The organism is Halorussus marinus (genome assembly GCF_004765795.1).
In the GTDB taxonomy this organism is placed as follows: domain Archaea; phylum Halobacteriota; class Halobacteria; order Halobacteriales; family Haladaptataceae; genus Halorussus; species Halorussus marinus.
Genome location: NZ_SBIV01000001.1, coordinates 218,989 through 237,793 on the forward strand (window position 1 = coordinate 218,989; position 18,805 = coordinate 237,793).

13 protein-coding genes are annotated in these 18,805 nt (G+C 70.5%); 8 read left to right on the forward strand and 5 right to left on the reverse strand.

Going from position 1 to position 18,805, the window contains the following annotated elements:
- Window positions 1-15 precede the first annotated feature (15 nt).
- A complete protein-coding gene (locus EPY72_RS01220) occupies window positions 16-1,263 on the forward strand; it encodes an MFS transporter (RefSeq protein ID WP_135805316.1) in 1,248 nt (415 codons plus the stop codon).
- A gap of 96 nt (window positions 1,264-1,359) precedes the next feature.
- Window positions 1,360-5,907: a glutamate synthase large subunit gene (gene gltB, locus EPY72_RS01225; RefSeq protein ID WP_135805317.1), complete on the forward strand. Its 4,548-nt coding sequence runs from the start codon at window positions 1,360-1,362 to the stop codon at window positions 5,905-5,907.
- A 79-nt stretch (window positions 5,908-5,986) separates the two neighbouring features.
- Here gltB and EPY72_RS01230 read toward each other — a convergent pair whose 3' ends face one another.
- Window positions 5,987-6,751, reverse strand: a complete 765-nt coding sequence (locus EPY72_RS01230) for a GNAT family N-acetyltransferase (protein ID WP_244605500.1) — start codon at window positions 6,749-6,751, stop codon at window positions 5,987-5,989.
- A gap of 195 nt (window positions 6,752-6,946) precedes the next feature.
- Between EPY72_RS01230 and EPY72_RS01235 the strand changes: the two genes are divergently transcribed.
- From EPY72_RS01235 to EPY72_RS01245, 3 genes are all read left to right on the forward strand, one after another.
- Window positions 6,947-7,936 carry an NAD-dependent epimerase/dehydratase family protein gene (locus EPY72_RS01235; protein WP_135805318.1) on the forward strand — a complete coding sequence of 330 codons (990 nt, stop codon included), beginning with the start codon at window positions 6,947-6,949 and terminating at the stop codon, window positions 7,934-7,936.
- A gap of 146 nt (window positions 7,937-8,082) precedes the next feature.
- Entirely contained in the window at window positions 8,083-8,754 is a 672-nt protein-coding gene (locus EPY72_RS01240) for a hypothetical protein (RefSeq protein WP_134670789.1), read from the forward strand.
- Window positions 8,755-8,847: 93 nt separating this feature from the next.
- The gene (locus tag EPY72_RS01245; RefSeq protein ID WP_135805319.1) at window positions 8,848-9,897 is read left to right on the forward strand and encodes an NAD(P)-dependent glycerol-1-phosphate dehydrogenase; all 1,050 of its coding nucleotides are present in this window, start codon (window positions 8,848-8,850) and stop codon (window positions 9,895-9,897) included.
- On the opposite strand, the gene EPY72_RS01250 is transcribed toward EPY72_RS01245, so the two are convergent.
- Complete coding sequence (locus tag EPY72_RS01250) at window positions 9,894-10,325, reverse strand: DoxX family protein (RefSeq protein WP_134670787.1); 432 nt, start codon at window positions 10,323-10,325, stop codon at window positions 9,894-9,896. The genes EPY72_RS01245 and EPY72_RS01250 overlap by 4 nt on opposite strands.
- 317 nt (window positions 10,326-10,642) lie before the next feature.
- Here EPY72_RS01250 and EPY72_RS01255 point away from each other — a divergent pair, with 317 nt between their 5' ends.
- Window positions 10,643-11,245 (forward strand): DUF7344 domain-containing protein, encoded by a 603-nt coding sequence (locus tag EPY72_RS01255; RefSeq protein ID WP_135805320.1) that lies wholly within the window; start codon window positions 10,643-10,645, stop codon window positions 11,243-11,245.
- A gap of 30 nt (window positions 11,246-11,275) precedes the next feature.
- Here the strand turns inward: EPY72_RS01255 and EPY72_RS01260 are convergent, their stop codons facing one another.
- Entirely contained in the window at window positions 11,276-13,093 is a 1,818-nt protein-coding gene (locus tag EPY72_RS01260; protein ID WP_135805321.1) for a S9 family peptidase, read from the reverse strand.
- Window positions 13,094-13,448: 355 nt separating this feature from the next.
- Here EPY72_RS01260 and EPY72_RS01265 point away from each other — a divergent pair, with 355 nt between their 5' ends.
- Complete coding sequence (locus EPY72_RS01265) at window positions 13,449-14,063, forward strand: DUF7344 domain-containing protein (protein WP_134670784.1); 615 nt, start codon at window positions 13,449-13,451, stop codon at window positions 14,061-14,063.
- 48 nt (window positions 14,064-14,111) lie between these two features.
- Window positions 14,112-15,251, forward strand: a complete 1,140-nt coding sequence (locus EPY72_RS01270) for a glycosyltransferase (protein WP_135805322.1) — start codon at window positions 14,112-14,114, stop codon at window positions 15,249-15,251.
- Between the two features lie 16 nt (window positions 15,252-15,267).
- On the opposite strand, the gene EPY72_RS01275 is transcribed toward EPY72_RS01270, so the two are convergent.
- Window positions 15,268-15,990 carry a hypothetical protein gene (locus EPY72_RS01275; RefSeq protein ID WP_134670782.1) on the reverse strand — a complete coding sequence of 241 codons (723 nt, stop codon included), beginning with the start codon at window positions 15,988-15,990 and terminating at the stop codon, window positions 15,268-15,270.
- A 49-nt stretch (window positions 15,991-16,039) separates the two neighbouring features.
- Window positions 16,040-18,484 (reverse strand): dihydropteroate synthase, encoded by a 2,445-nt coding sequence (gene folP, locus EPY72_RS01280; protein WP_135805323.1) that lies wholly within the window; start codon window positions 18,482-18,484, stop codon window positions 16,040-16,042.
- Between the last annotated feature and the right edge of the window lie 321 nt (window positions 18,485-18,805).

An 18,805-nucleotide genomic window follows, 5' to 3' on the forward strand; every position in this document is an offset into this window, starting at 1 on the left:
ACGCACCCTACCGGTGTGAACGAGGAGAAGTTTCAGTTCTACGCGCTGTATCTCACGCGGTTCGCCAGCGGCTTCGGGTTCATCACGCTGGTGACCCTGCTCCCGACGTACGTGAACCTCTTCGACGCCTCGAACCTCGTCGTCGGGCTGTTCACGACGGCGTTCACGCTCGCCCAGACCGCGGCTGTCGTCCCGCTGGCGTGGGCGGGCGACCGCGGGGACAAGCGGCTGGTGCTGGCGGGCTGTCTCGGGCTCGCGGCCGTGACATACGTCGCGTTCGCGCTCGTCGGGTCGAGCCTCCAGTTCGTGGCCGCCCGGGCGCTTCAGGGCGTCGCGGTCACCGGCACCGGGCTGATGTCGCTCGCGCTGATCGGCGAACTCGCGCCCGCCGACGCCCGGGCGACCCACATCGGACGGGCAAACGCCGCCCGGTTCGGCGCGAGCATCCTCGGCAGTCTCGGGGCGGGGAGCCTCCACGGGCTGTACGGCTTCGAGGCGGTGTACGCCGTCCTCGTCGGCCTGCTCTTGCCCGCGCTGGTCGGGGTCTGGTGGTTCGTCGACAGCGACGGGACGACGATCGCCGGCAACCCCTTCGCCGGCCTCGCGTTCAACCGACGACTGCTCACTCTCACGAGCTTTCGTGCCCAGTACGCGGTCGCGGTCACGCTGGTCCGGACGTGGGTCCCCCTCTACGCCGGGCTGGAGGTCGCCCGCGGCGGGCTCGGGTACACGGAGACGGCGCTCGCGGTGAGCCTGCTCATCACCGCCGAGAAGGCCACCAACATGCTGTGTCAGCCCTACACGGGCCGGCTCTCCGATCGGGCGGGCCGGTCGCTGTTCGTGTTCGTCGGCGGCGGCCTCTACGGGCTGGTCGCGCTCGCGGTGCCGTTCACCCCCGCGATCGGCTCGTTCGTCGGCGCGCCCGAGACGTTCCCGGTCGTCGGAACGCTGTCGGCGGCGTTCCTGCCGCTTTTGACCTGTAACGCCCTGCTCGGTGTGGCCGACAGCCTCCGCGAGCCCGCGAGCATGGCGCTGTTCGCCGACGAGGGCACCGAGGACGGCTCGGTCGCCTCCAGCTTCGGCATCCGGGAGCTGGTCTGGCGGCCCGGGAGCGTGCTCGCGCCGATGCTCGGCGGCGCGCTCATGGGCGTCGGGATGCAGTGGGTGTTCTTCGTCGGCGCGGGGGCGGCCTTTAGCGGGATCCTCACGTTCTTCGGCATCCTCGCGCGCGACCACGGCGCTCGGGCGCTCACGCAGTGGTAAAGGCCGACCAAACAGTATTATTGGCCTTATGTGGCATTAATACGTCCTTAGTCATTCAGGGGTAGGCTCTTGTACGGCGTCCCGAATAGCACGCCCATGACCCACGAGCACTCTACGCACACAGACGACCGCCGAGGCCTCGGTTCGCCCGACGACGCGCGCGCGAACTGCGGGGTCGGCGTCGTCGCGGACCTCCGCGGACGCGACCCGGGCGACGGCGACCACGAGGTCCTCGCCGACGGCCTCGCGCTCCTCGAACGCCTCGAACACCGCGGAACCACCGGCGCCGAGGAGAACACCGGCGACGGCGCCGGCGTGATGCTGGAGACGCCCCACGACTTCTTCGCCGAGGTGGTCCCGGACCTCCCCGCCCGCGGCGAGTACGCCGTCGGTTCGCTGTTCTTACCGACCGACGACGCGGCTCGGCGCGATCTTCGGGAGCGCATCGAGTCGGTGCTCGCCGACGACGGCCTCGACGTGTTCCACTGGCGGGCGGTTCCGACCGACGGCGCCGACCTCGGGGCAACCGCGCTCGACGCCGAGCCCGCGATCTGGCAGTGTTTCGTCCGGCCCGAGGTCGATCTCTCGGCCGACGCGTTCGACCGGCGACTCTACGTCGCCCGCAGGGCCCTGGAGAAGGCCGTCGAGACGCCCGAGGACCTCTACGTCTGCTCGCTCGACCGCGAGACGGTCGTCTACAAGGGACTGCTGAAAGGCGACCAGTTGGCGGGCTACTTCCCGGACCTGACCGACGACCGCGTCGGGACGCGGTTCGTACTGGTCCACGCCAGATTCTCGACCAACACGCTCGGGGCGTGGCACCTCGCCCATCCGTACCGGAACGTCGTCCACAACGGGGAGTTCAACACGATCCGGGGGAACGTCAACTGGATGCGGGCCCGCGAGACCGACCTCGACACCGACCGGTTCGACCCCGACCGCGTGACGCCCGTCGTCACCGACCCCGAGGGAAGCGACACGTCGATGGTCGACGACACCCTCGAACTCCTGTTGCAGGCGGGCCGAGACCTCCCGCACGCGCTCAGACTGCTGGTCCCCGAGGCGTGGCGCAAGGACGACCGGATGGCCGACGACCGCCGGGCGTTCTACGACTACCACGCCTCGCTGGTCGAGCCGTGGGACGGCCCCGCGCTCGTGGCCGGGGCCGACGGCGGCCGGATCGGCGCGGTGCTCGACCGCAACGGGCTCCGGCCCTGCCGGTACGACGTGACCGCCGACGACCGGCTCGTGATGGCGAGCGAGGCCGGCGCGCTCGACCTGCCCGAGTCCGAGATCGTCGAGCGCGGCCGGCTCGAACCCGGCCAGCTGTTTCTGGCCGACGTGACCGCGGGCCGGATCGTCCCCGACGAGGAGGTGTTCGACGACCTCACCGAGCAACCGTACGGCGAGTGGGTCGACCGCGAGCAAGTCGAACTCGACGCGCCCGCCGATCCGACGCCCCGCGCCGGAGGGTCGGCGGGCGACGATCCGGCGGCGGCCGACGTCTCGCTCCGGGCCGCGCAGGCGGCCTTCGGCTACACGCGCGACGAGCTCGATCAGTTGCTCGAACCGATGGCGACCACCGGGAAAGACCCCGTCGGGTCGATGGGCGACGACACGTCGCTGTCGGTGCTCTCGGCGTTCGATCGCCCGCTGTTCTCGTACTTCAAACAGCTGTTCGCGCAGGTGTCGAACCCGCCGATCGACTACCTCCGGGAGGACTGTGTCACCAGCCTCGAAACCCGGCTCGGCCGCCAGCGAAACCTCCTCGGGGAGACGCCGGCCCACGCCCGCCAGCTCCGGCTCGACTCGCCGGTGTTGACCGACGCCGAGACGGCCGGCCTGCGCGAGTGTGACCTCCCGAGCGAGACCGTCGACATCACCTACGCGCCCGACGTCGACCTCGAAGCCGCGGTCGAGCGCGTCCGGACCGACGCCCGCGAGGCGATCGAGTCGGGCGCCGAACTCGTGGTGCTGTCGGACCGCCGGGTCGGCGAGGACCGACTCGCGGTGCCGAGCCTCCTCGCGACGGGGGCAGTCCACCACCACCTCGTCCGGAACGGCCTGCGCAACCACGCCGGCCTCGTCGTGGAGTCGGGCGACCCCCGGACGGTCCACCACCTCGCCTGCCTCGTCGGCTACGGCGCTGGCGCGGTCAACCCCTACCTCGCCTACCGGTCGATCGGCGACGTGGTGGCCGGCCCCGAGGGGGCCGACGAGGCCGACGCGGTCGACGCCTACGTCGGGGCCTTAGAGGACGGCCTCCAGAAGACGATGGCGAAGATGGGCATCTCGACGGTCGAGAGCTACCGCGGCGCCCAGATATTCGAGGCGGTCGGGCTCGATTCGGGCTTCGTCGCCGAGTACTTCGAAGGGACCGAGAACCGGACCGAGGGGATCGGGGTCCCGGAGATCGAGGCCGACCTCCGCGAGCGCCACGAGGTCGCGTTCGGCGACGATCCCGACGTCGAGCGCCAGGGCGAGTTCGAGCACCGCTCGGGCGGGCGCCACCACCAGTGGAACCCCGAGACGGTCGGGACCCTCCAGCGGGCGGTCCGAGAGGGCGACTACGACACCTACCGGGAGTTCGCGGCCCAGACCAACGACCGGAGCGAGCGACTCCAGACGCTCCGGGGACTGCTCGAGTTCGACGCGTCGGATCGGGAGTCGATCCCGATCGAGGACGTCGAACCGGTCGAAGACATCGTCGAGCGCTTTTCGACCGCCGCGATGAGCCTCGGGTCGCTCTCGCCGGAGGCCCACGAGAACAACGCCGTCGCGATGAACCGGCTCGGCGGAAAGGCAAACACCGGCGAGGGCGGCGAGCCCCCCGAGCGGTTCGGCACCGAGCGAGAGTGTTCGGTCAAGCAGGTCGCGTCGGGCCGGTTCGGCGTGACCAGCGCGTACCTGGAGAGCGCCGACGAGCTCCAGATCAAGATGGCTCAGGGCTCGAAGCCCGGCGAAGGCGGTCACCTGCCGGGCGGCAAGGTCGACGAGACGATCGCCGGCGTCCGGTACGCCACGCCCGGCGTCGGGCTCATCTCGCCGCCGCCCCAGCACGACATCTACTCGATCGAGGACCTGAAACAGCTCGTCCACGACCTGAAGGTCGCGAACGAGGACGCCGACATCAACGTCAAGCTGGTCTCTGAGGCCGGTATCGGCACCATCGCGGCCGGCGTCGCGAAGGCCAACGCCGACGTGGTCCACATCTCGGGCCACTCGGGCGGCACCGGCGCGAGCCCCCGCACCTCGATCAAGCACGCCGGCCTGCCGTGGGAACTCGGGCTCGCGGAGGCGAACCAACTGCTCCGGGAGACCGGCCTGCGCTCGCGCATCCGGGTGAGCGTCGACGGCGGGCTCAAGACCGGCCGGGACGTGGCGGTCGCGGCGCTTCTGGGCGCCGAGGAGTACGTCTTCGGCACCGCGAGCCTCGTCACGTCGGGGTGCGTGATGGCCCGCCAGTGCCACGAGAACACCTGTCCGGTCGGGGTGGCGACCCAGCGCGAGGACCTCCGGGCGCGGTTCCCCGGCGAGCCCGACCACGTCATCAACTACATGACGTTCATCGCCCGGGAGCTCAGGGCGGTCATGGCCGACCTCGGCTTCGAGACCGTCGAGGAGATGGTCGGCCGGGTCGACTGTCTCGACCAGCGGACGGTCGACCACCCGAAGGCCCGCGGCCTCGACCTCTCGGCGGTGCTCGCCGAGCCGGCCGACCCCGGGCCGACCGACCCTCGACGCACCAAGACCCGCCCGCAGACCCACGAAATCGACGACCACCTCGACCGGGACCTGCTCGCGGCCGCCGGGAACGCGATCGAGCGGGGCGACCCGGTCGAGGTCGAGGCCTCGATCACCAACGAGGACCGAGCGGTCGGCGCGATGCTGTCGGGTCGGGTCTCCGAGCGCCACGGCGAGGGCGGGCTCCCGGACGGCACGATCGCGTGCTCGCTCCGGGGGACCGCCGGCCAGAGCTTCGGCGCGTTCCTCCAGTCCGGGGTCGATCTCAGCCTCGTCGGCGCGGCCAACGACTACCTCGGCAAGGGGCTGTCGGGCGGTCGGATCGCGGTCACCACGCCCGCCGACGCCGGCTACGACCCCGCCGAGAACGTCGTCGTCGGCAACGTCGCTCTCTACGGCGCGACCGGCGGCGAGGTGTACGTCAACGGCGTCGCCGGCGAGCGGTTCGGCGTGCGCAACTCCGGCGCGAAGGCGGTCGTCGAGGGCGTCGGCGACCACGGCTGTGAGTACATGACCGGCGGCGTCGTCGCGGTGCTCGGCGAGACCGGCAAGAACTTCGCGGCGGGGATGAGCGGCGGGGTCGCCTACGTGTACGACGACGACGGCGCGTTCGCCGAGAGGGCCAACACGGGGATGGTCTCGCTCGACGAGTCGCTGTCGGCCCGCGACGAGGCGGTGTTGGGCCGCCTCCTCGAAAACCACGTCGCCTACACGGACAGCGATCGGGCGGCGGCGGTGCTCGCCGACTGGGACCGGGCGGTCTCGCGGTTCGTGAAAGTGATGCCCGAAGCCTACGAGCGGGCCGTCTCCGAGGAGGGCCGCGAGGACGTTCGGAACGCGCTCCCGCCCCGAGCCGACGACCGGGAGGGCGCGAGCCTCGTCGCCGGCGGGGCGGACTGAGAGTCGCCGCAAGCGGCCCGTCCGGACGACCGCCCGGGAAACTGCACCGCGCCGTTCGAAGTCGGCGAGAAAGAGCGACCTACAGGTAGGCGGCGTCCCACCGCGCGGGCTTTTTCTGGTTGCCACAGTCGTTGCACTTCAGCCGCTCCATCGAGTCCATCGCGTTGTCGAAACTCTCGCAGTTCGAGCAGAACCACCCGAACAGGTCCTGGGCGTCCTCGTCGCTGTACGCCGCGTAGAAGGGAGCCTTCGACCCCCGGTCGCTCTCGGCCCAGTTGACGTAGAGGGTCCGCCCGTCGTACTCCCGGGACTCGAACTTGGCCCGGCCCTCGTGGCCGTAGACGTTCTCGACGTAGGTCTCGCCGCCGATCTCGGTCTCGCGGCTGTTCACCGTCTCGAAGCCGTTTGCCTCGTAGAACGAACACCCCTGCTCGTTGTCCGCGAGGACGGCCGCGGAGATCTGCTCGGCGCCCCGCTCGGAGAGGGCGGCCTGCGTCTGTTTCAACAGAGTGGTCCCGACGCCCTTGTCGCGGTTACCGGGGTCGACGTGGAGCCAGAGGATGGTCGCGGTCCCGTCCTCGGGCAACACGAGGCTCTGGGAGAAGCCGACCACCTCGTCGCCGGCGACCGCGAGGAGGTAACACATCCCCTCCTCGTCGAGTTCGGCCCCCAGCGCGTCGTCGTCGTACCACCGTTCGACCGCCTGTTCGACCGTCTCCTCGCCGAGTACGTCGTCGTAGGAGGCGTGAAGCGACTGCAACGCGACCTCGCGGATGCCCGCGACGTCGCTCGACTCCGCCTCGCGGATCTCGATGCCGTCCGAGTCGGCCTCTCTCTGTCCCATACCACCAACGTACGACGGTGTTCACAATAAGTGTTGTACCCGTCCGAAACAAACGCATAATCGTTCGCGGACGCGACTCCGATCGGCGAAAAACTGCACGAACGTCATCGGCGCTCCCGGTCGTCCGGGGCGTCCGCGACGACGGCCGTTCGACGCGTCCGGTAGGATTTTTGGGCGGGCGGGTCATCGTGGCGTATGGACACCGCACTCGTCATCGGCGGCACGCGGTTCGTCGGCCGCCATCTGGTCGAGCAACTGCGCGAGCACGACTACGACGTGACCATCTTCAACCGCGGAAACCACGACAACCCCTTCGCCGACGCGGCCGACGTCGACCGCGTCGAGGGCGACCGGACCAACGACTCCGCGCTCGAACTCGCGGCCGAGCGGGTCGACCCCGACGCCGTCTTCGACTGCGTCGCCTACAAGCCCCGCGAGGTCCGGGCCGCGACCGAGATATTCGCCGACGTCGACGCTTACGTCTACGTCTCCAGCGGCGACGCCTACGCCAGCGAGGAGCTCCCCAAGCGCGAGGGCGAGACGGCGCTCCGGCCCTGCACGGCCGAGCAGGCGACCGACGACTCGGGCGACACCTACGGCAACCGGAAGGCCGAGGGCGACCGCGCGATCGCGGCCGCCGCCGACCGCGGGGTGAACGCTTACAGCGTCCGGCCCTGCATCGTCTACGGCCCCTACGACTACACCGAGCGCCTCGACTACTGGATCGATCGGGTGGCGAACTACGACCGCGTGGTGGTGCCCGGCGACGGCGACAACGTCTGGCATCGTGCGTACGCCCCGGACGTGGCGAGCGCGCTCCGGATCGTCGCCGAGGAGGGGACGCCCGGCGAGGCGTACAACGTCGGCGATCGGCGCGCCGTGACGATCGACGAGATGGTCGAACTGATCGCCGACGCGCTCTCCACCGACGTGGAGGTCGTCCACGCCGGCGACCGCGAACTGGCGGCCGCCGATCTCTCGGCCGAGGACTTCGTGCTCTATCGGGAGTACCCCCACCTCCTCGACACCGCCAAGCTCGCCGATCTCGGGTGGGAGTCGACGCCGCTCGACGAGGCGATGGCTCGAACGGTCGAAGAACACCTCGACAGCGACCGCGACGGCGCCGAGTGGGATCCGGGCCGGGAGGCCGAACGGCGAGTCCTCGGCGTGCTCGATACGCTCTGAGCGATCGAGAAGACGTTAACCCCGCCGTTCGACCGTTCGAAGGCCCGTACTACCCGTTTCAGGTGGCTGATAACAATCACCCCCGAGAGCGACTGGTAGCTCATGGCACGCACGCGTCGCAACCGAGCCGGGTCCGGGGGTCGGCGATGATCCGCCACGCGCTCCGGGCGACGGTCCGGGCGTTCGGCGTCGTCGCCACGACCGCCGTCGAGGTCACCGCGCTGTCGGTGTGGCTCGGGCTCGTCGCCGACGCGTCCCCGCTGTCGATTCCGGCGGCCGTCGGCGTCGCCGCGCTCGGCGCCGGCCTGCTCGTGGCGGGGCTGGGCGCCCACGTCACCGTCAAGGGGTGGCGCCGCGAGGTACCGGCCCCGCCCGTGGTGGCGCTCGCGCTCGCCGAGACGGCCCTGTGGGTCGGGTGGTTCGGCGCCGTCCGGCGAGTCGGCGACCCCGTCGGGGTCGCGTTGGTCGGGGTCGCGCTCGCGGTCGGACTTGCGCCGCGTCACGCGATCGCGGACAACCTCCTCCGGAGTCGCCGGCCGCTCTCGACGCTGGTCGGGCGGGTGCCGGCGGGCCTCGCGCTGGTCGAGGCCGCGGGCGCGACCGTCTGGGTGCTCGTCGTCACCGGGTGGGTCGTCGTCCCGGAGTGGGTCGTCACCGTCCCGACGGCGGGGTTCTCGGCCGGCGCCGTCGTGGGCGGGGGCGTGCTCGCCGGCGCGCTGTTCGTCCGGCACGCGCTCGCGGTGCGGTACGCGCTCCGGGCGAACCGCGACGTCGGGACCGCGGGCTGGCAGTCGTCGTGGGGGACGCCGCCGGAGTGACTCGATCGGCGAGCCGACCGCGCCTCCGCGGGCGCCGGACCGACCCCGCCGGAGAGGGCAAACTGTTTCACCCGCCGCGAGAGAACCGTAGGTATGTTCGACAAGTCGACGTGGATTCGGCTCCCGCGCAACGTGGTAGTCGGCCACGGCGTGCTCGACCAGACGGTCGAGGCGGTCTCGGAGCTCCACCTCCGGGGCCGGCCGCTGGTCGTCACCAGCCCGACGCCCCGCCGGGTCGCGGCCGACCGGGTCGCCGAGGAGTTCGCGGCGGCCGGCGACGACCCCGAGACCGTCGTGGTCGAGGACGCCAGCTTCGACGCGGTCCAGCGAGTGATCGAGGTCGCTCGCGAGGCCGACGTCGGCTACCTCGTCGGCGTCGGCGGCGGCAAGGCCATCGACATCGCCAAGATGGCGAGCCACGACCTCGAAACCGGCTTCGTCTCGGTGCCGACCGCCGCGAGCCACGACGGCATCGTCTCGGGCCGGGGTTCGGTTCCGGAGGGCGACACCCGCCACAGCGTCGCGGCCGCGCCGCCGCTGGCGGTCGTGGCCGACACCGAGATCCTGGCCGACGCGCCGTGGCGGCTCACCACCGCCGGCTGTGCCGACATCATCAGCAACTACACCGCGGTCAAAGACTGGCGACTCGCCAACCGGCTCCAGGGCGTCGAGTACTCTCATTACGCCGCCGCGCTCGCCGAGATGACCGCCGAGATGCTGGTGGGCAACGCCGACACCATCAAGGAGGGCTTAGAGGAGTCGGCGTGGGCCGTCGTGAAGGCGCTCGTCTCCTCGGGGGTCGCGATGTCGATCGCCGACTCCTCGCGGCCCGCCAGCGGCGCCGAGCACCTCTTTTCCCACCAGCTCGATCGCATGGTGCCCGACGCCGCGCTCCACGGCCATCAGGTCGGGGTCGGCACCATCGTCGCCGAGTACCTCCACGGCGGCGACTGGCGCGGGGTCCGCGAGGCGCTCGCGACCATCGGCGCGCCCACCACCGCCGCGGAGTTGGGCATCGACGACGCGACCGTGGTGGCGGCGCTCACCTCGGCCCACGAGATCCGGGACCGCTACACCATCCTCGGCAACGGGATGAGCGAGGCCGCCGCGGTCGAGGCCGCCGAGACCACGGGCGTCATCTAACGCTCGTCGTCGGCGATCCCGAGGAACGCCAGCGCGCCGCCAAGCAACGCGAGGTTCTTGACGAAGTGGGCCTGCTGTTGGTCGCGCTCTGCCTCGTCGTCGATCGTCCAGAAGTCGTGCATCAGCGGCGTGGTCGCCGCGAGGAACGTCGCGACCGCGCCGGCCGCCAGCCGCGGGAGCTTCCAGACCGCGAGCCCGGCGCCGCCGAACACCAGCGCGCCGCTGATCGCGGGCACCGCGGCCTCGGGCCGGGGCGCCCCCTCGCTGTCGGCGTACGCGATCATCCCGTCGAGGTCCCGGAAGTTGTCGAGCGCGGTGAGCGCGAGCGCCCCGCCGAACAGCAGGCGGGCCAGCCTGAACGCCGTCGATTTCGTCGGTCGTTCGGTCGCCGCGTCGTCGCTGTCTCGCTCGGTGGTTTTCAGTGACATCGGCGACGATACGCCGGTGGTCGACTTACGTCTGTTCGCCGCCTTTCGGCGCCGACGGGGCCGGGTCGGGTCGGCGGTTCGGGGTGGCGGTCGCTTCCGGAGCGATCAGTCGGCCCGCCCTCGGTCGGTTAGCCGAAGCATATCTCCGAGCCACCGGCGTGGCGTTTCGGATCTCCGGACGTAGGTGCCGCCTACCTCCTCTCGCGAAGGCGATGATTTCGCGTCTCGGATAATTGTAAGATCGAGAACATATATTACGATTGCCACGAGTGCTACGTGTGCGACCGGCCCCGCCTCGCCCGCCCTCCGTGACCACGATGAACACGGAACTCCTCGAACGAACCCAGTCTCAGGACGCGACCGACGAAGACAGCGATCGCGACCGCGACCGCGAGCTCTCCCGGGAGGTGGTCTTCGAGATGCTGAGCAACCAACGCCGCAGGTACGTCGTCGATTATCTCCTCGCACGCGAGGGCCTCGCGGAGTTGCGCGACCTCTCCCGGACGGTGGCGGCGCGGGAGAACGACAAGCGACCCGAGGCGGTGACCGCCGAGGAGCGCCGGCGGGCCTACAACGCGCTCCAGCAGGTCCACCTCCCGAAGATGGACGACGCCGGACTCGTCGAGTACGACGCCGACCGGAGCACGCTCGCCGCGACCGACGACCTCGAAGAGCTACAGGTGTATCTCGAAGTCGTTCCCGGCAACGAGATCCCGTGGAGCCAGTACTACGTTCTGCTGGGACTGCTCTGTGGATCCGTGACGGTCGCGGCGTGGGCCGGGACCCCGCCGTTCGGGAGCCTGCCCGGCCTCGCCATCGCGGCCGGGGCGTCGCTGCTGGTGACGGTGTCGGGAGTCGCCCACGTCTATCACAACCGCGAGATGCGCCTCGGCGGGGGCGATCGGCCCCCGAGCGCGTGACCGGCGCGACCGGGCGGTGTCGCTCGCCTCTCAGACGTGCTCGTCGAGGAACTCCGCGACGGTGGTGTAGGCCTCGATCCGGTTCTGGAGTTTCGTAAAGCCGTGGCCCTCGTCGTCGAAGATCAGCTTCTCGACCGGGACGCCCTGATCGGCGGCCTCGGCCGCGATCTGTTCGGCCTCCTCGACCGGGACCCGGGGGTCGTTCGCGCCGTGGAGGACAAGCAGGGGCGCCTCGATGCGTTCGATGTTGTTGATCGGGCTGATCGACTCCAGCAGGTCGCGGTCCTCGTCGAGCGAGCCGTACTCGGCCTCCCGGTGTTCGCGGCGCCAGTCGCCGGTGTTCTCGAGGAAGGTGACGAAGTTCGCGATGCCGACGATGTCGACGCCCGCGGCCCACAGCTCCGGATACTCCGTGAGCGCCGCCAGCACCATGAAGCCGCCGTACGACCCGCCCATGGCGACGATCCGATCGGCGTCGATCTCCGGGCGGTCCCGGAGCCACTCGACGCCGGCCTCGACGTCCGCCACCGAGTCCATCCGCTTTTCGACGTCGTCGAGGTGGGTGTAGGTCGCGCCGTAGCCCGACGACCCCCGGACGTTGGGCTCGAAGTACGCGTACCCGCGGTTCAGGAAGTACTGCTTGACGGGGTGGAAGCTCGGGCGGCGCTGGCTCTCGGGGCCGCCGTGGATGTCGACGACGACCGGGATCTCGCCCGCCTCGGCGTCGCGGTCCGCACCGTCGGGCACCGAGAAGAACGCCGGGATCTCCCTGTCGTCGAACGTCTCGTAGCGCACGAGTCGGGGGTCGACGAACGACTCTTTCGGGAGTCCCGCCGCGGCGGCGTCGGTCCAGCGTTCGGTGTCGCCGGTCTCGACGTCGACGACGTGGACGTTCGCGTTCTCGGCGCTCCCCGTGACGGCGACCGCGAACCGGTCGGCGTCGCCGTCGAACGCCACGCCGTAGTGGATTCCGCCGGGGAGGTCTGGCGCGGGGAACTCTCGGAACGACGTCTCGGCGGTGAGTTCGCCGACGGTCAGGTCGGTGTAGCCGTCGACGTTGCGGCCGTAGACGAACCGGCCGGTGTCGTCGTCGAGCCCGAACCGCTCGACGTTCCAGTCCCCGCCGTCCGCGACGAGGTCGAGGGCGCCGGTCTCGACGTCGAGGCGCGCGAGGTAGGTCGTGTCGGCGTCCCGGTCGGTCACCAGATAGAGCGCGTCCCCGTCGGGGCCCCACTCGACCTGCTGGTACCGGACGTCGCCGTCGTGGGGCGTGAGGTGATCGAGGTCGCCGGTGTCCAGATCGAGGACGTACACGTCGTAGTCGAAACTTGAGTGCATCTCGACCACCGCGAGCGCGTCGTCGTCGGGACTCCACCCCGCGACCGAGAGCCAGCCGTCGCCCTCGTGGACGCGCTCGGCGTCGTCGCCGACCTCGTCGCGGCCCTGAACGTAGATGTCGAACGCCGACTCGTCGCGGCGGTTCGACGCGAACGCGAACTCCGAGCCGTCGGCGTTCCACCCGCCCCAGTAGTGGATCGCCTCGGGGGTGTCGGTCAGCGGCGTCACCGTCTCCCCGTCGCCGTCGAGCCGGAACAGCTGGGTGCGTTCGTCGCCGCCCTCGTCCATCCCGAAGACCAGTTCGTCGCGCTCGGGCGACCACGACGCGAAGCTGACCCGCTCGTCCTCGAAGGTGAGCTGGCGGGGCCACCCGGTCGGCTCGTCGAGTCCCCACACCTGCGGGACGCCCGTGGTGTCCATCAGCACAGAGAGGCGCTCGCCGTCGGGCCCGAAGGAGGGGCCCGATGCGGTCCGCACGTTGAGATACCGCTCGAAATCGTAGGTCGGCATGAGACACCGTATCGAGCCGACGGACAAAGCGCTTTGGACTCCGGCATCGGCGCGTCCGTCCGGGCGGTCCCCCCGAGTAGACTCGGCTTATACTCGCCGCGAACGGGTAACTACGGATGGAACTCGGGTAAGCCGAGATTCCGGCCCGTGACACCCTTACGCACGCTCCCGGCACGGGTCGACCCGGTCCGGCCTCGACCGACGCGACGCCGACCGGAAACCGGTGGAGAACGCCGAGTTTCTACCGACGCGAGCCGACGCAATTTGATGTTACGTTTTTGAACAGTCTCGGGGAGTCCTAAACGGTCGAATCGGTTTATGAGGTCTTCTAACTTCCGTTTCTGCCGAGATTCGTATGGACTCTGGAACTACGCGCCGCGCTCGAAGCGACGCTCGTCTGTCCGGCACGGACGCCGACGGGGCCTCTCCCTCCCGGGACGAGGTGTTCGACGCCGTCAAGAACCTCCGGCGGCGATACGTCGTCTACTACCTCCAGCGATACGGGAGCCCGGTCGAACTCGGCGAACTGGCCGAACAGGTCGCGGCGTGGGAGAACGACACCACCGTCGGCGACGTGTCGCCAAGCGAGCGCAAGTCGGTGTACAGCGCGCTCCACCAGACCCACCTCCCGAAGCTTCAGGCGGCCGGCGTGGTCCACTACGACGCCGACCGGAGTCTCGTGACCACCCCCGACCACGCGGCCCGCCTCGACCTCCAGCTCGCGAGCGACCCGCACACGTCGGTGCCGTGGCACCGGGTCTATCTCTCGCTCGCGGTACTGAGCCTGCTGGTGTTGGCCTCCGTCTGGCAGGGGGTGGCGCCGTTCGCGATGGTGTCGGCCGTCGAGGTCGCGCTGTTCGTCACCGCCGGGTTCGGTGCGATCGCCATCGGCCACACCTACGACCTGCGGCGCTGGCGCCGACGCGCCGACGGCGCCGCGCCGGACTTCATCCTCGAACTCGACGACTGACTGTCCCGAAGGGTTGGGTTTTTAATCGGGCGCTTCGTGGCGCTTCGTATGCGCGTCGCGTTCGTCTCGGAGACGACGGCCCACCACCGGGAGACCGGGGCGACTCGGCGGACCCGACGCACCGCCGAGGCGCTGGTCGAGCGCGGCCACGACGCGGTCGTCTGCTGTGCGAAGTGGTGGGACGGCGACCACGAGACCTTCGAACAGCGCGGCGTGACCTACCGCGCTGTCACCGACCGCCCCGCCCGCGACGCCCGACGATTCGCCGTCTCGCTCCCGGCCGCGCTCCGGGCGGCCGACCCCGACGTGATTCAGGTGTCGCCCGCCAGCCCCGGCCACGTCCTCGCGGCGAAGGCCGCGGGCGTCGCCGTCCGCGCGCCAGTGGTGGTCGACTGGTACGACTCGCCCGACCCCGGCGACAGCGAGGACCCGCTGTGGCGGCTCGCGGCCCGGCTCCCCGAACTCGTGTTGGCGCCGTCCGAGACGGTCCGGACGCGGATCCGCGAGTTGGGCGCCGACGGCGAGGCCGTCCGGGTGGTTCCGAACGCGATCGACCTCGACGAGATCCGGGCGGCCGAGCCCCGCGAAGTCGCCGACGTGGTCTACTCCCGACGGCTCGACGAGGACGCCAACCTGGAGAGCCTCCTGCTCGCGCTCGCGGAGCTCCGGGACCGCGACTGGTCGGCGGTCGTGATCGGCGACGGGCCCGAACGGGACGTCTACGAGCGACAGGTCCGGGACCTCCGGATCGAAGACCGGGTGTCGTTCGCGGGCGACCAGCCGCTCGAAAACCGGCTCGCGACGTTCAAGGGCGCCCACGTCTACGCACAGACCGCCCGCCGGGAGTCGTTCCCGACCGACCTGCTCCGGGCGCTGGCTTGCGGCTGTGCGGGCGTCGTCGAGTACCACGTCGATTCGAGCGCCCACGAGCTCGTCGAGCAGGAAGACCGGGCGTTCCGGACGACCAGCGAGCAAGAGCTCACCGACGCGCTGGTCGCGGCCGCCGAGATGGAGCCGATGACCTACAACGAGAACTTCACCGAGTTCGACGAGAGCGCGGTCCTCGACAAGTACCTCGCCGCCTACGACGAGGCCGGCGAGCGGCTGAGCTGGGTCGAGCCGGCCGCGGTGGCCGGCGGCGTGCTGGTGGTCCTCGCGCTGGTCGCGCTCCTGATCGTCGCGCTGTGAGCCGACTGTCGGCCCGTCAGCTTCGGATTCGCTCCCAGCCCCGAAACGTCAACAGGAGTCCCGCCAGTCGCGAGCCGAGCGTCACCGTCGAGTCGGTCCGTCGCTTCCAGTCGGCGTCGCTACAGAAATCGCCGCCCGACGCGACGCAGTGGGTTCTCTCGCCGCCGTACTCCTTGTGGCCCGTTCGGTGCACGAAGTAGTACCCGCCGTCGAACTGGAGTAACTGATTCGTCCGGGCCAACAGCCGATAGGTCACGATCCGTCCCGACTCGACGGCCCTCCGTTCGCGGGGCCGGAGATCGCTCGTCGCCACCATTCGAAGCGGATCGGAGTCGGTCACCGGTTCGAGCGCCAACTGCGCCTCGCCGGCGCGGTCGACGGTCGTCGGGCGGAAGAATCGGTCGCCGAGGGCGACGAGCCTGAACTCCGCGTGGAAGTCGACGCCCGCGCTGGCGCCTCCGGGGACGGGTCCGTTCCGCTGGACGGCGCCAAACACCCCGCACGTCCACCGATTCCAGTGGGCCTCGCAGGCGATTTCGTCGTCCACCGGGAGCGGTTCCTTTTCGGCGCCGTCGTCCACGCCGCGGAGTTCCAGCCCCGTTCCGCTCTCGTACTCGACCGAGACCGCGCTGTACTCGTACACCGCATCCGATCCGAGGTGGACGCCGGGGACCAGCGGATTGAGGAGGAGCGCGAGTCCGGCGGCGAGGACGGCCACCGACACCCATTCGGACTCCATGCGTCTCCGTCAGGAGACCACGACTACCCTCAAGAAAGTGTGGGACCGTTTACTCCTCGAACCGTTCGGGGTCGTCGGCCGCCGCGACCGCCCGCACCGCCGCGACGTTCTCCTCGACGTCGTGGACCCGGACGATGTCGGCGCCGCGCTCGGCCGCGATCGCGGTCCCGGCCACCGTCGCCGCGGTCTTGTCCTCGCCCGCGTCGACGAGGTCGAACATCGACTTGTGCGAGTGGCCGATCAACACCGGACACTCCAAGGCGTGAAACTCGTCGGTCCGCCCGAGGAGTTCGAAACTCTCGGCGGCGGCCTTCCCGAAGCCCAGTCCGGGGTCGACGACGATCTGCTCGCGGTCGAGCCCCGCCTTCTCGGCGAGCAGGACGCGCTCTTCGAGTTCGTCGATCACGTCTTCGACCACGTCGTCGTAGTCGACGTCACGGCCGGGAACCACCGGCGCGTCGATGCTGTGCATCACGATCAGCGCCGCGTCGTGGTCCGCCGCAACGAACCGCATCTCGGGGTCTTCGAGCCCGGAGACGTCGTTCAGGATGTCGGCGCCGGCCTCGATCGCGGCCTCGGCGACCGCCGCCTTCCGGGTGTCGATCGAGATCGCGGCGTCGAGGTCGGCGATGCGCTCGATCACGGGCACCACGCGGTCGATCTCGGTCTCGACCGGGACCTCGTCGGCGCCCGGTCGAGTCGACTCTCCGCCCACGTCGACGATGTCGACGCCCGCCGCGACCATCTCCTCGGCGCGGGCGACCGCGTCCTCGACCCGGTCGTACTCGCCGCCGTCGTGGAAGCTGTCGGGCGTGACGTTCAGGACGCCCATCACGGCGGTGCCGTCCGCCCACGGGTAGTCCGGATCGTCGGACTCGGTCTGGATGTCGAGCGCCGCCCGGAGGTCGTCGGCGAACACCGACAGGCCGTACGGCTGGCCGTCGAGCTTCCCGGCGAGTCGCTTGAACTGCGCGAGCGTCCCCATCAACACGACGTCGACGTTCTGGTCGCTCTGTTCGTTGAGCCCCGAGATGGCACACTCCCCGCCGAGGCTCAGCATCTCCTCTTTGAGGTAGCGGGCCTGTCGCTCCTGCACCCGGGTCTTGAGCACGCGGTGGACCGCTTTCCCGCGCATCCGCCAGACGCCGGGGTCGGTGACGTGGGCGTCTTCGAGGGTCTCGCGGGCGTCGTCGATGTCCCGGACGTGCTTGGGGATCTCGGCGCGGGTCCACCGCGAGCGGGCCTCCGCGACCGCGAACAGCGAGCCGGCGACCAGCACCATGTCGTCGTCGCCGGCCGCCGACAGCGCGTTCTCCAGCGCGCCCTCGACCGCGCTCCGGGTCAGGACCTCGCCGGCGCCCGCCGCCTCGAACACCCGACCGACGACCGCCTCCTCTTCGGCCCGGTCGAGGTTGGGCCGGCACGCGACCGCCCGGTCGGGCGTCGGGAGCGCCTCGGCCATCGCCCGGAGGTCCTTGTCGTGCATCGCGCCGAACACGAGGTGCAGATCGTCGTACTCGCCGTCGAACTCCGCGACGGTGTCGGCCAGCGCCTCGCAGGCCCCGGGGTTGTGCGCGCCGTCGAGCACCACGATCGGGTCCCGACCCATCACCTCGAACCGGCCGGGCCAGTCGGCCTTCCGGAGCCCGCGGGCCAGCTCGGTCTCGGTCACGTCTCCGACCTGTCTGGCGAGCGCGGCGGCGACGCCCGCGTTCCGGGCCTGATACTCGCCCAACAGCGGGATCGGGGTCTCGACCGACCAGTCCGGGCCGGCGAGCGCGACCTCCGCCTCGGTGTGGTTGGTCCGGCCCTCGTAGCTTGCCCGCACGTCGGCCTCGGCGTCGGGCCCGACCCGGACCACGTCGCCGGCCTGCATCCGGACCGCGTCGAAGGCCTCGCCGTCGGTGGCGGTCACCAGCGGCGCGTCGGCGGGCGCGACGTGGGCCTTGTCGTGGGCGATCTCCTCGATCGTCTCGCCGATGATGCCCGTGTGTTCGAGGGTGACGCTCGTGACCGCGCTCGCGACGGGGTCGACGACGCTGGTGGCGTCGTATTTCCCGCCGATCCCGACCTCCAGCACCGCGACGTCGACGTCCTCGCGTCCGAAGTGCCACAGCGCCAGCCCGGTCAGCACCTCGAAGAACGTCGGCGCGTCGCCGTCGGCCGCCCGGTCCTCGACGTACTCTCTGATCGACTCGACGTACGTCTCGACCGCCGCCTTCCGGACCTTTCGGCCGTTCACCTGGACGCGCTCGCGCACGTCGTCGAAGTGCGGGGAGGTGTACAACCCCACGTCGAGGCCCGCCTCCCGGAGGACGCGCTCGGTCATCCGGGCGGTCGAGCCCTTCCCGTTCGACCCCGCGACCTGCACGTAGTCGACGCCCTCGTGGGGGTCCCCGAGGTGCGAGAGGAGGTCGGCCGTCGACTCCGTCCCCGGCTTGGGACGGAAGCGACGCACGTCGAACAGGAAGTTCGCCGCCTCGTGGTAGTTCATACCTGCGTGGACTCACGCCGTTCGCTTAGGCGTGTCGGAACTCGACCTACGACCGTTTCCAGCGGGCGGCCCGCGAGCGCGCCGCCCGTGCAAAACGTCGATGAAAACCACCGGGAGAGCGAAGCTCTCCGGAGCCTGCGTTCGCTCCGCTCACGCAGACGCGGCGCTCGCTCCGACGTTCGCTTCGCTCACTCCGGTCGTCGCTTGGTCCGCTCGCTCCTCGTGGTCCGAGACAGCGACGCTCTCTTCTCATCGCGAAGGGCGATGGCGTTCGACGACTTCGCTCGTCGCTCGCGGGACGACGACTCGATGCGAACCCGG